The sequence below is a fragment of the Caballeronia sp. AZ7_KS35 genome, from assembly GCF_023631045.1.
GTDB lineage: Bacteria > Pseudomonadota > Gammaproteobacteria > Burkholderiales > Burkholderiaceae > Caballeronia > Caballeronia zhejiangensis.
The window spans coordinates 424235-437211 of sequence record NZ_JALQDV010000003.1; the positions used below are offsets into that span (position 1 = coordinate 424235).

Annotated in this window: 14 protein-coding genes; 12 read left to right on the forward strand and 2 right to left on the reverse strand. The window is 65.1% G+C overall.

The features are described 5' to 3' along the window. Positions 1-9: 9 nt before the first annotated feature. The 4 genes from NCT05_RS08135 to NCT05_RS08150 are packed head-to-tail and all read left to right on the forward strand — an operon-like array spanning position 10 to position 3160. Positions 10-1014, forward strand: coding sequence for an NADP-dependent oxidoreductase (locus tag NCT05_RS08135; RefSeq protein WP_034473387.1), 1005 nt, complete (start codon positions 10-12; stop codon positions 1012-1014). Beyond that, positions 1014-1874, forward strand: a complete 861-nt coding sequence (locus NCT05_RS08140; RefSeq protein WP_034473386.1) for an SDR family oxidoreductase — start codon at positions 1014-1016, stop codon at positions 1872-1874. The genes NCT05_RS08135 and NCT05_RS08140 overlap by 1 nt, the downstream gene beginning before the upstream one ends. 49 nt (positions 1875-1923) lie before the next feature. Beyond that, positions 1924-2883 (forward strand): alpha/beta hydrolase, encoded by a 960-nt coding sequence (locus NCT05_RS08145; RefSeq protein WP_008349697.1) that lies wholly within the window; start codon positions 1924-1926, stop codon positions 2881-2883. 40 nt (positions 2884-2923) lie between these two features. Continuing rightward, a complete protein-coding gene (locus NCT05_RS08150; protein ID WP_008349694.1) occupies positions 2924-3160 on the forward strand; it encodes a hypothetical protein in 237 nt (78 codons plus the stop codon). On the opposite strand, the gene NCT05_RS08155 is transcribed toward NCT05_RS08150, so the two are convergent. Both NCT05_RS08155 and ygfZ read right to left on the reverse strand, forming a co-directional pair. Next, positions 3161-3979, reverse strand: coding sequence for an NRDE family protein (locus NCT05_RS08155; protein WP_244808081.1), 819 nt, complete (start codon positions 3977-3979; stop codon positions 3161-3163). A gap of 12 nt (positions 3980-3991) precedes the next feature. Then, positions 3992-4978 carry a CAF17-like 4Fe-4S cluster assembly/insertion protein YgfZ gene (ygfZ, locus tag NCT05_RS08160; RefSeq protein ID WP_008349691.1) on the reverse strand — a complete coding sequence of 329 codons (987 nt, stop codon included), beginning with the start codon at positions 4976-4978 and terminating at the stop codon, positions 3992-3994. 104 nt (positions 4979-5082) lie between these two features. Here ygfZ and mltG point away from each other — a divergent pair, with 104 nt between their 5' ends. From mltG to otsA, 8 genes are all read left to right on the forward strand, one after another. Further along, positions 5083-6093 carry an endolytic transglycosylase MltG gene (gene mltG / locus NCT05_RS08165; protein ID WP_250502027.1) on the forward strand — a complete coding sequence of 337 codons (1011 nt, stop codon included), beginning with the start codon at positions 5083-5085 and terminating at the stop codon, positions 6091-6093. Continuing rightward, the gene (tmk, locus tag NCT05_RS08170) at positions 6094-6714 is read left to right on the forward strand and encodes a dTMP kinase (RefSeq protein WP_250502028.1); all 621 of its coding nucleotides are present in this window, start codon (positions 6094-6096) and stop codon (positions 6712-6714) included. Between the two features lie 18 nt (positions 6715-6732). After that, positions 6733-7770 carry a DNA polymerase III subunit delta' gene (locus tag NCT05_RS08175; protein WP_250439727.1) on the forward strand — a complete coding sequence of 346 codons (1038 nt, stop codon included), beginning with the start codon at positions 6733-6735 and terminating at the stop codon, positions 7768-7770. Between the two features lie 61 nt (positions 7771-7831). Continuing rightward, entirely contained in the window at positions 7832-8617 is a 786-nt protein-coding gene (locus NCT05_RS08180) for a TatD family hydrolase (RefSeq protein ID WP_250434693.1), read from the forward strand. Positions 8618-8671: 54 nt separating this feature from the next. Beyond that, positions 8672-9418, forward strand: a complete 747-nt coding sequence (locus NCT05_RS08185) for an ankyrin repeat domain-containing protein (protein ID WP_033535925.1) — start codon at positions 8672-8674, stop codon at positions 9416-9418. 103 nt (positions 9419-9521) lie between these two features. Further along, positions 9522-9878, forward strand: a complete 357-nt coding sequence (locus tag NCT05_RS08190) for a Rap1a/Tai family immunity protein (protein ID WP_008349679.1) — start codon at positions 9522-9524, stop codon at positions 9876-9878. A 188-nt stretch (positions 9879-10066) separates the two neighbouring features. Further along, the gene (locus NCT05_RS08195) at positions 10067-11305 is read left to right on the forward strand and encodes a mechanosensitive ion channel family protein (protein WP_250502029.1); all 1239 of its coding nucleotides are present in this window, start codon (positions 10067-10069) and stop codon (positions 11303-11305) included. A gap of 100 nt (positions 11306-11405) precedes the next feature. Further along, positions 11406-12791, forward strand: coding sequence for an alpha,alpha-trehalose-phosphate synthase (UDP-forming) (gene otsA, locus NCT05_RS08200; RefSeq protein WP_175982897.1), 1386 nt, complete (start codon positions 11406-11408; stop codon positions 12789-12791). Positions 12792-12977: the final 186 nt, after the last annotated feature.

Here is a 12977-nt window from a genome sequence, read left to right on the forward strand (position 1 = left end):
AGGTTCAGCATGGCAGACGCACAGATCAACCGACAAATCCTGCTCGTGTCGCGTCCGCAAGGCGAGGCGTCGGTGTCGAATTTCAGGCTCGTCGAGACGCCGCTTGCGCCGCTGAAGGACGGCGAAGTGCGCGTGCGCAATCACTATCTGTCGCTCGATCCGTACATGCGCGGCCGCATGGACGACGCGAAGTCGTACGCCGCGCCGCAACCGCTCGATGAAGTGATGATCGGCGGCACCGTGGGCGTCGTGAGCGAATCGCGCAATCCGGCGTTCAAGGCGGGCGATAGCGTCGTCGGCATGTTCGGCTGGCAGGAATACGGCACATCCGACGGCACCGGCCTGAACAAGGTCGATGCCTCGCGCGTGCCGCTTTCCGCGTATCTCGGCGCGGTCGGCATGCCGGGCGTCACGGCGTGGTACGGACTGAACCGCATCATCGAGCCGAAGGCGGGCGAGACGGTCGTCGTGTCGGCGGCGAGCGGCGCGGTGGGCAGCGTCGTCGGGCAACTGGCGAAGGCGGCGGGCTGCCGCGTGGTCGGCATCGCGGGCGGCGCGGACAAGTGCCGCTATGTCGTCGAGACGCTCGGCTTCGATGCGTGCGTCGATTACAAGGCCGGCAAGCTGCACGAAGATCTGAAAGCCGCGACGCCCGATGGCATCGACGGCTACTTCGAGAACGTCGGCGGCGACGTGCTCAATGCCGTGCTCGCGCGCATGAACGCGTTCGGGCGCATCGCCGTATGCGGGATGATCTCCGGTTACGACGGCAAGCCGACGCAATTGGACGCGCCGCGGCTGATCCTCACGCAGCGGTTGAAGCTGCAGGGCTTCATCGTCTCCGAACATCTCGATGTCTGGCCGCAGGCGCTGAACGAACTCGGCGAGCGTGTCGCGACGAAGAAGCTGCATTTTCGCGAGAGCATCGCCGAAGGGCTCGAGAATGCGCCTGAGGCATTTCTCGGCCTCCTGCGCGGCAAGAACTTCGGCAAGCAACTGGTGAAACTCGTGTGATGGATCGCTTCGAAGGCAAGGTCGCCGTCATCACGGGCGCGGGCAGCGGATTCGGGCGCGAGTTCGCGAAGAAGGGCGCGGCGCTCGGCATGAAGCTCGTGCTCGCCGATCTCGACACCGCCGGGCTCGCCGCGACCGTCGATGCGCTACGCGCGGCGGGCGGCGACGCGATCGGCATCACGACGGACGTATCCGACGCCGCTCAGGTGCACGCGCTCGCGCAGGCATCGCTCGACACTTACGGCGGCGTGCACATGCTCTTCAACAACGCGGGCGTCGGCGCGGGCGGCTTCGTGTGGGAGAACAGCGCGAACGACTGGCAATGGGTCTTCGGCGTGAACGTGATGGGCGTCGCGAACGGCCTGCGCGCGTTCGTGCCGATCATGCTCGAACAGAACGAGCCGGCGCATATCGTCAATACGGCGTCGGTGGCGGGCCTGCTCGCCGCGCCCGCGATGGGCGTCTACAACGCATCGAAGCACGCGGTCGTCGCGCTGACCGAGACGCTGCATCACGATTTGCGGCTGGCGGGCGCGTCGATGATCGGCGTGTCGCTGCTGTGTCCGGCGTTCGTGCCGACTGGCATCGCGGATGCCGAGCGCTCGCGCCCCGACGCGCTCGCCAACGACGCGCCGTACACCGCCTCGCAAAAGCTCGCGGCGCGGCAACTCACGCGGGCGGTAGAGGGCGGGAAGCTGTCGGCGCGCGACATCGCCGATTTGACGTTCGATGCGGTGCGCGAAGGGCGCTTCTATGTCATCACGCATCCGGCCATCATGCCGTCGGTGCAACTGCGGCTCGACGATATCGCGCAACTGCGCAACCCGACCGATCCGATGTCCCTGAAACGTCCGCGTTGATGTGCACGGTTCGTGGCATGATCGTGTCCCTTTGACGCTCTTTCCGCCGATGCCGCTCAATCCAAAGATCGCGCAAATTCTGGAGATGGTCGCGCGCGCGAATCGACCGCCGTATCACACGCTCACGCCGAAAGAGGCGCGCGCAGCCTACGCGATGAGCGCGCAGATTCTCGATATCGCGCCATTGCCGGTGCACGCCATCGAGGATCTGCGGATTCCCGTGCGCGATGGCGCAACGATCGGCGTGCGCGTCTATCATCCGATCGAGCCGAGCTGGGCGCAGCCTTCTCCGGGGCTTCTTTATTTTCACGGCGGCGGCTTCACCGTCGGCAGCGTGGCGACGCACGACGCGCTGTGCCGCAAGCTCGCGCACGATGCGCAATGCGCGGTCGTATCGGTCGATTACCGGCTTGCGCCGGAGCACAAGTTTCCCGTCGCCGTGACCGATGCCTTCGATGCGCTGCAATGGCTGGCGCGCGAGGCTCCGACGCTCGGCATCGATCCGGCGCGGCTCGCGGTTGGCGGCGACAGCGCGGGCGGCACGCTCGCGATCGTGTGCGCGGTGCTCGCGCGCGATGCGGGCATCGACCTGAAACTGCAATTGCTGATCTACCCGGGCACGAGCGCGTGGCAAAAGAGCGATTCCCATGCGCGCCTCGCGGACGGGTATCTGCTCTCAGGCGAAACGATTCAGTGGTTTTTCGCGCAGTATCTGCGTGATGATCGCGATCGCGACGATTGGCGTTTCGCGCCGCTCGATGCGGCGCGCGGTACGCCGGATTTCGCGGGCGTCGCGCCGGCGTGGATCGCGGCGGCGGACTACGACCCGCTACACGACGAAGACACTGCGTTCGCGGCGAAACTCGAAGACGCGCGTGTGCCGGTCACGCTCAAGCGCTACGAAGGCATGATTCACGAATTCTTCAAGATGGGCGGTTTCGTGCCGGAAGTAGCGGCGGCGCACGCGGATGCGGTGAGGGCGTTGCGGGAGGCGTTCGGGACGCTGTAGAAGCCGGCTCACCCATGATTAGAATCCGAATTATCGGCCCATGACCAGGAAAACGCCTCGCTCCTTCATCTATCTCGGCGCGCTGTTCATCTTGCTTCTCGTCGCCACATTGAATGTGTACAACCTCAATGAAGCATACGGCGACGGTCCGCCGTACTACGCGCGCACGACGAACATGGACAAGTGGACCGATCCTCTTCCCGCGCTCGTTGCGGTCGATGCCATTGCCGTCGTGCTGATCGCTGCGATCCTGTATCTCACACGAAGGAAACGCTGATCAACCGATCTCAAACGAAAAAGCCCGCTCAAACGCCCCCGGCCTCACGACGCGATGCGAGCCGTCATCGTCGCTGCGTTCCTTGATTTCCAGCGCTAACCCGAGCGCCGCCGGATTCACGCGCAAGGCCGTCGTGCTGCGCGTGCCGTAATCGGCCGTTTCGATGAACGCCGCCGACAGCACGCGCTCCCGCTCGATCGAAATCCCCGTCGATGGCAGATGTTCGTCGTTCGCGATGCGCGGGTCGCGCAACGTCTCGATGAGCACATCGAGCGACGGGCGTTCATCGGCGTGAATCAGATCGCACAGCGCCTCCCGCTGCGCGACGAGCTTCGGCCACGGCGTATTCAACAGGCTGTTCGACAAACCGTGCACGCCTGCATCGAGCAAAGCGGGCGGCGCGTCGGCACGATTGCCGTACCAGCCGAGTTCGCGCCGCAAGAAGTCGCCGCAAAGCAGATTGAACCCGTTATACCGATGCCCTTCGCGCGCCACGCCCTGCAGATAGTCGAGCGGCGCCATGCGCTCGCCCGCGAGAAAAGCGCTCACGAGCGTGCCGCGCGTCGGCGCATTCGGCTGCATGTCGCCCGGCGCGCGATAGTTGGTCAGCGCCGCGAAGCGCCCGTCGCGCGATACGCCGAGCCACGTCCCGCCGCCCGTCAGATCGCGGCCGGCGAGCACGTCTGGCGCGTCTTGCCACCAGTGCATCGGTTCGGCGTCGCGGCGAAAGAATTCATCGCGATTGGCGGAAAGCGTCAGCAATGCGCGGCCGTTTTCCTGCGACGCCGCGGGTTGCCAGTCGAAGACGATCAGACACATGCGCGCTCGACCTCAGGCGTCGGCCGGAAACGCGTAGGGCAGCGGCACGAACGTAAGCGCGGGGCCATCGGCGGAACCGACATGCACCGAGCCATTGTCAAGCGCCGCGAGCTTGATCTCGACGAGACAATCGACGCCGCCATGCTCCGCGGGCGCGACGTTGACGACGAGTCCGCACGGCTGGCCGGGATCGTCCGAATGAAAGAGCTCCGCGCCGGGCGTCGCGCTCTCGACGTGCGCGAGCGCCGTGCGCCGCTTGATCGTGCCGCGATACTGGCTGCGCGCGACGATCTCCTGCCCCGGATAGCAGCCCTTCTTGAAGTTCACCGCGCCGAGCACGTCGAAGTTGACCATTTGCGGGACGAACTGCTCGACCGTCGCGTGCGTGATGCGCGGCTCGCCCGCGTGGATGTCGAGCCAGTCCCACATCTGCTCGGGCACGCGCTTGAGTTTTTCATCGAGTTTCGCGAGTTGCGCCTCGACATCGGCTTTCGGGCCGACCCACAGGAAGCGCGGCCGATGCGCCGCGTCCGGCACGCGGATCAGCGAACCGTGCGGGCCTTCGACCTTGACGTGCACGCCGTCGGGCAGCGCATCGAAAATGCCGGAGAGCGCCGCGCGCACGTCGCCCGCGAAGCCGACGGCGGCCACTTCGGGCGTCGCGTCGGTGAGTTTCGCCTTCGCGCGCAGCACGAACATCGACAGGCGTTTCTGCACGGCCGCCTGCACGTCGTGTGCGATCAGGAGACGCACGGCGTCGGCGGTGCGCCACATCAGGAACGAGCCGAGGAGCCGGCCCTTGGCCGAGCAGTAGCCCGCGAGACGCGCGGTCGACGCGTCGAGATGCTGGACGTCGTTCGTAAGCTGACTGTGCAGGAACGAGGCGGCGTCCTCGCCCTTGACGTCGATCACGCCGAACTGGGTGAGCGGCATGTATGCGCCGGCGGTCTTGACGGAATCGAAGTCTGAAGCGGCGAGAGCGATGGTCTGGGAATTCATGAGTCGGCGGGCTGTCAATCCTATCGTTTGGGCGCGGGCCCGGGAATGCGGCTCTGGCGCAGGCGGCAAGTTATTATATTGGTCTTATCTCAAGCGTGTTTCGCATGTCCTTTCTGAAGAAATGCGTCGTGGCAGCGGTGCTCGCCGCCGTGCTCGCGGCAGCCGTCGCGGGCGGCGTGTACTGGTGGGCCAACCGGCCCATGGAATTGCCGACGCCCGAACTCGACGTCACCATCAAGCCCCACAGCAGCCTGCGCAGCGTAAGCGCCCAGTTGAACCGCGGGGGCGTGCCCGTCGAACCCGAGCTTTTCGTGCTGATGACGCGCGTGCTCGGCCTGTCCGCGCAACTGAAATCGGGCAATTACGCGTTCAAGACCGGCATCACGCCTTATGCGGTGCTGGAGAAGATCGCGCGCGGCGACGTCAACGAATATGTCGCGACCGTCATCGAAGGCTGGACGCTGCAGAAAATGCGCGGCGAGCTCGACAGCAATCCCGCGCTCAAGCACGACACCGTCGGCATGACCGACACGGACCTGCTGCGCGCGATTGGCGCGGCCGAAGTCGACAAGGCGTCCGCCGAGGGCCTGTTCTTCCCCGACACCTATCTGTTCGACAAAGGCACGAGCGATCTGGCCGTCTACAAACGCGCGTATCGGCTGATGCAGGCGCGCCTCACGGAAGCGTGGAACACGCGCGCACCGAATCTGCCTTACAAGACGCCTTATGAAGCGCTCGTGATGGCGTCCATCGTCGAGAAGGAGACGGGGCGCGCTGCGGACCGGCCGCTCGTCGCGGCGGTGTTCGCGAACCGGCTGCGCATCGGCATGCCGCTACAGACGGACCCGAGCGTGATCTACGGCTTAGGCCCGGCCTACGGCGGCAAGCTGAAGAAAAAGGACCTGCAGACGGACACTCCGTACAATACCTACACGCGCATGGGCCTGCCGCCGACGCCGATCGCGCTGCCCGGCGTGGCCGCACTGAACGCCACGCTCAATCCCGCCTCGAGCAACGCGCTGTATTTCGTGTCGCGCGGCGACGGCAGCAGCATCTTTTCCGACAATCTCGGCGACCACAACAAGGCCGTCGACAAATACATCCGGGGTCAATGAATGGCGCGCGGCAAGTTCATCACGTTCGAAGGCATCGACGGCGCGGGCAAGACCACGCATCTGGACTGGTTCCGCGAACGGCTAGAAGCCAAAGTGGAACCGGGCGGGCATCGGGTCGTCATGACGCGCGAGCCGGGCGGCACGCCGCTCGGTGAAACCCTGCGCGGCATCCTGCTGAATCAGCCGATGGACCTCGAAACCGAAGCGCTGCTCATGTTCGCCGCGCGCCGCGAGCATCTGGCGCAGGTGATCGAACCGGCGCTGTCGCGCGGCGACTGGGTGCTGTCGGACCGTTTCACCGACGCCACGTTCGCGTATCAGGGCGGCGGCCGCGGTCTGCCGCGCGACAAGCTCGAAGCGCTCGAACGCTGGGTGCAGGGCGGTTTCCAGCCCGATCTGACCGTGCTTTTCGACGTGCCGACCGAAACCGCGAGCGAGCGCCGCTCGGCCGCGCGCGCCCCCGACAAGTTCGAAAGCGAATCCGAGGCGTTTTTCGAGCGCACGCGCAGCGAGTATCTGCGCCGCGCGGATGAATCGCCGCAGCGCTTTTTCATCGTCGATTCGACGCGCTCCATCGACGAGATTCGCAAAAAGCTCGAAGAAGTTATCGCAAGCGTCTGAATTCAAAAGAATCTATCGATGATCTATCCCTGGCAAACCGACGACTGGCAGCGTCTGCAGCAATTGCGCGCGCACTGGCCGCACGCGCTCCTGCTGCACGGAGAAGCGGGCATCGGCAAGCTGCAGTTCGCCCAGCATCTCGCGCAGGGTTTGCTGTGTGAGACGCCCGCCGCGAATGGCGAGCCGTGCGGGACTTGTCCGGCGTGTCACTGGTTCTCGCAAGGCAATCATCCCGATTACCGCGCGGTGCTGCCCGAAGCGCTCGCGGGCCTTGCCGCAACCGGCGACGCAGCCGACGCTCCCGCCGACAAAGCCGATGGCGAAGAAGGCAAGAAGACCCGCACGCCGAGCAAGGAAATCAAGATCGAGCAGGTGCGCGGGCTGCTGGATTTCTGTGGCGTGGGCTCGCATCGGGGCGGCTTGCGCGTCGTCGTGCTGTATCCGGCCGAGGCGCTCAACGTCGCAGCGGCGAACGCGCTCTTGAAGACGCTCGAAGAACCGCCGTCGGGCGTCGTGTTCCTGCTGGTGTCGGCGCGCGTCGACCGGCTGTTGCCGACGATCATCAGCCGCTGCCGCCAATGGCCGATGAGCGTGCCGCCGGCGAACGAAGCGAGTGCGTGGCTGGCGTCGCAAGGCGTCGACGATCCGGCGGCGCTCCTCGCGCAGGCCGGCGGCGCGCCGCTCGCTGCGCTCGCGCTGGCGAACGACGAGAACCGCGCCTTGCGCGACTTCACGCTCGCGCAACTTGCCGCCGGACCGAATTGCGATGCCTTCGCGTGCGGCGAAAACCTGCAGAAGCTGCCGGTGCCGCTCGTGCTCGGCTGGTTGCAGCGCTGGCTTTACGATCTGCTCGCGCAACGCACGGCTAGCCGTCCGCGCTATTTCCCCGACGCGGCGAAGGCGCTCGCACGTTGCGCGCAAAGCGCCGATCCGGCCGCGCTCGCGCGCTACATGAAGACGGTCACGCGGCAGCGCGCGGTGGAAAATCATCCGCTGAACGCGCGCCTCGTGTTCGAGGAACTGTTCATGGGCTATCGCGGGATCTATACGGCCTGAGCGGCCAGAGCGGCCAGAGACCGTCGAGCCGCGCCGCAAGGAATGCACCAAGGAGCACCCGATGTTTGTCGATTCACACTGTCATATCAACTTCGAAGGGCTCGCGGACCGATTGCCCGACGTCCTCGACAAGATGCGCGCGCATTCTGTGACACATGCGCTGTGCGTGTCGGTGGATCTCGAGACGCTGCCTTCGGTGCTCGCGATCGCCGAGCAGCACGAAAACGTCTATGCGTCGGTCGGAGTGCATCCCGACCACGAGGATATGCGCGAGCCGAGCGTCGCGGAACTCGTCGAGCTGGCGAAGCATCCGAAAGTTTGCGCGATCGGCGAAACCGGGCTCGACTACTATCGGCTGGAAGGGCGCAGCATCGCCGACATGGAATGGCAGCGCGAACGCTTTCGCACGCATATCCGCGCCGCGCACGCGACGGGCAAGCCGCTCATCATCCACACGCGGTCGTCGTCGGACGACACCTTGCGCATCATGCAGGAAGAGCGCGCGTACGTGCCGGGCGGCGTCATGCATTGCTTCACCGAACCGTGGGAGATCGCCGAACGGGCGCTCGCGCAGAATTTTCATATCTCGCTGTCGGGCATCGTCACGTTCAAGAAGGCAACCGATGTGCAGGACGTCGCGCGGCGCGTGCCGATCGAGCGCCTGCTCATCGAAACCGATTCGCCGTACCTCGCGCCGGTGCCGTATCGCGGCAAGCCGAATGAACCTGCGTACGTGAGTTATGTCGGACGTTTCATCGCGCAGTTGCGCGAGCAGCCGGAAGAGGCCGTCGCGCAGGCGACCACCGACAACTTCTTCCGGCTCTTCAAGATCGCGCGGCCAGTCTGAGGGCGGCCGGCCCGCGCGCAAAAAAACTGTTTCAAGGCAATTCGAAGGTCACTTATGAACACTTCCCCGATGGTTTCCACTCTGAACACGACGCGCGGTGCGCGCAAGGGCACGGCCGTGCGCGGACTCGTCGCCGGCGCGCTGCTGGCGGCCTGCGCGATCGCTCAGCCGGTCTGGGCCGCGTCCGTGGACTCGCTCATCAAGGCGGTCAAGTTCGACGACGTATCGGCGGTCAAGAAGCAGCTCGCGCAGGGCGCGGACCCGAACACCGTCGACAACACGGGCACGCCGATCCTCGTGATCGCCGCGCGCGAGAAGTCCGACAAGGTCGGCCAGTTGCTCGCCGACAACCCGAAGACCGACCTCGAAAAGCTTGATCCCGCCGGCGAAAACGCGATGATGCTTGCCGCGCTCAATGGCGACGCGACCTTCGTGAATCTGCTGATCGCCAAGGACGCCGAAGTGAACAAGAAAGGCTGGACGCCGCTGCACTACGCCGCGACCAACGGCCACGACGACATCGTGAAGATTCTGGTCGACCATTCGGCCTATATCGACGCGGGCTCGCCCAACGGCACGACGCCGCTCATGATGGCGGCGCGCGGCGGTCATCTTTCGACGGTCAAGCTGCTGCTCGACTCGGGCGCCGATCTGCGCGTGAAGAATCAGCTCGGCCTGACGGCGGTGGATTTCGCGCAGAAGTACAACGAGAAAGATGTCGCCGAAGGTCTGAAGGCGCGTCTGGACTCGATGCAACAAGGCGGCGGCGCTGCGCAAAGCGGCTCAAACGGTGCAAAATAACGGCGCGACATCAAGTCACGGGGCGAGCGCGGTCAGGCGCGGCCGCGCATCGCTCCGAACCCGTTGCTCCGACCAAGCCGCCGCTCAACATAAAAGGAAGACCATGCTGCGGGAATTCGTCCTCGCCTGTGCTCTCGCGACGCCCGTCTGTGCGTTCGCGTTTACCGGCAACGATCTGAACAAGCTCTGCACCAAAACGGATCCCAACTCACGGACCGCCTGCGCGGCCTATATCGAAGGCGCGGCGGACGGCATCTACAACACGATCGAGGCGATCGGCGGAACCTCCGGGCCGCAGGTCGGCCAGTACTTCTGCCTGCCGGCGGACGTGAAGCCGCAGCAGCTTACGGACGCGGTGCGCAAGTACATCGCCAACAATCCCGACAAGGCCGATTTCAACGCGACCACGATGGTTTCGCTCGGACTCGGCAAGGCGTTTCCCTGCAAGGCGGAACGCTGAGCATCTGGTGACGCCGGAGCGCTGGCGTCACGCTTGCTGAACCAAGAGGCGACGGCCGCGCCCGGACGGCCATCGCCGCTGCTGTCTGCAACCTGGCGCAAAATCGCGCAGCACCACGCATCCGTGCGATGCGACCGCCGTATCCTCCTCGCCGCTTTCACTTTCTCGAGGCTGATCCCGCGACGCTCATGCTCTCACTCGACCATTTCCTGAATCTTGCGGAACGTCCGCTCGGCACCTGGCCCGGCGCGCTCGTCGTGGCCGTCATCGCGGTGGCGTTTGCGGTTGCCGCGCATCGCATCGGCGCGCGCATTCTCGTGCGCATCGCGCGTCCTTATCCGCTGATGAGCGTCGTGCTGCGCTATATCGACACGCCCGCGCTCATCCTGCTCATCATCCTCGGGCTCGGTTTCATGATCTTCGAGGCGCCCGATACGCTGCCGTTCATCGGCGTGCTGCGCGATGTCGAGACCGTCGCGCTGATCGTCGCGCTCACGTTTCTCGCGGCGCGCTCGGCGGGCGCGGTGGGCGAGGCGATCGTGCAGGCGCATCCGCTCGACACCGACGACAATCTCAACGCCCGCCGCATCCACACGCAGGCGCGCGTGCTCGCGCGCTCGGTGATGGTGGTGATCGTAATCATCGGTTTCGGCGCGGCGCTGATGGCGTTTCCGAGCGTGCGGCAGATCGGCGCGAGCCTGCTGGCGTCGGCGGGCGTCGCCGGGCTCGTCGCCGGTATCGCCGCGCGGCCGGTGCTCGGCAATCTGATCGCGGGCTTGCAGATCGCGCTGTCGCAGCCGATTCGCCTCGACGATGTCGTCGTGATTCAGGGCGAATGGGGACGCGTCGAGGAAATCACGGGCACGTACGTGTCGATCCGCATCTGGGATCAGCGGCGGCTTATCGTGCCGTTGCAGTGGTTTATCGAAAATCCGTTCACGAACTGGACGCGCAACAGTTCGCAGATCATCGGCACGGTGTTTCTGTATGTCGATTACCGGATGCCGCTCGCGCCGCTGCGCGAGGAGCTGGAGCGCATCCTCGAGCACGCGCCGGAATGGGATGGCCGTGTGCAGGTGCTGCAGGTCACCGACGCCACCGATCGCGCGATGCAACTGCGCGTGCTCGTCAGTTCGTTCGACTCGGCGCTGAATTGGGATTTGCGCTGCCGCGTGCGCGAAGGGCTCGTGAACTTCGTGCAGGCGACTTATCCGCACTATCTGCCGCGCGCGCGGGCGGATCTGTCGACCGACAAGGAAAGTCACGTCGATTTCGCGCCGCCGCTCGAAAGGGCGGGCACGGCACACGCGGCAAGCACGGCGAATACGGCCGCCGATCCGGTCGCGAGCCGCGGCGAGCCGACCGGGCCGGACCCGAGGGCGCACCCGGCGGCGTCCACCGCGCCGGCGCCGGCAGAAAAGACCTGACGGAAACCCGCGCGGCGTTTCCGGGTCGAAATTTTGGGTTGATGCTGAGAAAGTCACGTTAAGTCACGTTAATCACGTTCGAAGAGGAAAAGGAAAGTCTATGAGCCGTCTCGTCGTCGTATCCAACCGGGTCGCCACGCCGACCGAAACCAAGGGCTCCGCGGGCGGGCTCGCCGTCGGCGTCTTCGGCGCGCTGAAGGACAGCGGCGGCGTCTGGTTCGGCTGGAGCGGCGACGTCGTGAGCGAAACCGTCGCGAATCAGGGACCGAAACTCGAACAGGACGGCGCGGTGACCTTTGCGACCGTCGGCCTGCCGAAAAAGGACTACGACCAGTACTACCGCGGTTTCTCGAACGCGATGCTGTGGCCGGTTTTCCACTATCGCAACGATCTCGCCGTCTACGACCGGGACGAGTACGCGGGCTACCGGCGCGTGAACGCGTGGCTCGCGCACAAGCTCATCAAGCTGCTCGAACCCGGCGACATCATCTGGGTCCACGACTATCACATGATCCCGTTCGCCGAGGCGCTGCGCTCGGCGGGCATCACGAATCGCATCGGCTTCTTTTTGCACATTCCGTTTCCGTCGCCGCAGATCCTGTTGAACATTCCGCCGCACGAGGAACTGGTGAAGTCGCTGTGCTGCTATGACGTCGTCGGGTTTCAGACGGAAAGCGATCGCGTCGCGTTTCACGACTACATCGTCCGGCACGCGCACGGCACCGCGACGCCCGACGGCCACGTCGAGGCTTTCGGACGCAAGCTGCGGACGAACGTTTATCGCATCGGCGTGTTTCCCGATGAAATCGCCGAGCAGGCCGAACGCGGCGAGGCGCGTCAGGACGTGATGGACCTGAAGCAGAGCCTCGAAGGCCGTAAGCTCATCATGAGCGTGGATCGGCTCGATTACTCGAAAGGACTGGTCGAGCGCTTCCGCGCGTTCGAGCATTTTCTGGAAAAGTCGCCCGAGTGGCGCGGCAATGTCACGCTCGTGCAGATCGCGCCGCCGACGCGCTCGGACGTCGAAACCTATCAGCAGATTCGCCAGAACCTGGAATACGAAGCGGGGCGCATCAACGGACGTTACTCCGGGCTCGATTACACGCCGATCCGCTATCTCAATCAGCGATACGACCGCTGGAAGCTGATGTCGCTGTTTCGCGAATCGCAGATCGGGCTCGTCACGCCGCTGCGCGACGGCATGAATCTCGTCGCGAAGGAATACGTCGCGGCGCAGAATCCCGACGATCCCGGCGTGCTCGTGCTTTCCCAGTTCGCCGGCGCGGCCGATGAAATGACCGGCGCGGTGATGGTCAATCCGCATGATATCGTCGGCACGAGCGAGGCCATCGGCCGCGCGCTGGCGATGCCGCTCGCCGAGCGCAAGCAGCGCTACGAGACCAACATGGCGGCGCTGCGCAAGCACGATCTGGGCGTGTGGCGCGACAACTTCCTCGCCGATCTGCGCGGCGACGCCGAACGGTAACCGTCGCCGGAAACGAATGTTTCCGTGCTGTAACAGAGCGATGAAAGTGCAAGAGACGTCCGGAACGGGCGCATCCGCACTCGATAATGGGCTTCATCGCAGCGGATGGCGGAACGATTCGTAAGGGCAAACCTCGTTGTCCGGCCTTACGATCCGCTGTCATACTCGGTGCGCGCCGCGGCTGGC

Excerpts from the sequence above, each read along its gene's own strand:
- NCT05_RS08135 (WP_034473387.1), top strand. The coding sequence starts at position 10 with ATGGCAGACGCACAGATCAACCGACAAATCCTGCTCGTGTCGCGTCCG.
- NCT05_RS08140 (WP_034473386.1), top strand. The coding sequence starts at position 1,014 with ATGGATCGCTTCGAAGGCAAGGTCGCCGTCATCACGGGCGCGGGCAGC.
- NCT05_RS08145 (WP_008349697.1), top strand. The coding sequence starts at position 1,924 with ATGCCGCTCAATCCAAAGATCGCGCAAATTCTGGAGATGGTCGCGCGC.
- NCT05_RS08150 (WP_008349694.1), top strand. The coding sequence starts at position 2,924 with ATGACCAGGAAAACGCCTCGCTCCTTCATCTATCTCGGCGCGCTGTTC.
- NCT05_RS08155 (WP_244808081.1), bottom strand. The coding sequence starts at position 3,979 with ATGTGTCTGATCGTCTTCGACTGGCAACCCGCGGCGTCGCAGGAAAAC.
- ygfZ (WP_008349691.1), bottom strand. The coding sequence starts at position 4,978 with ATGAATTCCCAGACCATCGCTCTCGCCGCTTCAGACTTCGATTCCGTC.
- mltG (WP_250502027.1), top strand. The coding sequence starts at position 5,083 with ATGTCCTTTCTGAAGAAATGCGTCGTGGCAGCGGTGCTCGCCGCCGTG.
- tmk (WP_250502028.1), top strand. The coding sequence starts at position 6,094 with ATGGCGCGCGGCAAGTTCATCACGTTCGAAGGCATCGACGGCGCGGGC.
- NCT05_RS08175 (WP_250439727.1), top strand. The coding sequence starts at position 6,733 with ATGATCTATCCCTGGCAAACCGACGACTGGCAGCGTCTGCAGCAATTG.
- NCT05_RS08180 (WP_250434693.1), top strand. The coding sequence starts at position 7,832 with ATGTTTGTCGATTCACACTGTCATATCAACTTCGAAGGGCTCGCGGAC.
- NCT05_RS08185 (WP_033535925.1), top strand. The coding sequence starts at position 8,672 with ATGAACACTTCCCCGATGGTTTCCACTCTGAACACGACGCGCGGTGCG.
- NCT05_RS08190 (WP_008349679.1), top strand. The coding sequence starts at position 9,522 with ATGCTGCGGGAATTCGTCCTCGCCTGTGCTCTCGCGACGCCCGTCTGT.
- NCT05_RS08195 (WP_250502029.1), top strand. The coding sequence starts at position 10,067 with ATGCTCTCACTCGACCATTTCCTGAATCTTGCGGAACGTCCGCTCGGC.
- otsA (WP_175982897.1), top strand. The coding sequence starts at position 11,406 with ATGAGCCGTCTCGTCGTCGTATCCAACCGGGTCGCCACGCCGACCGAA.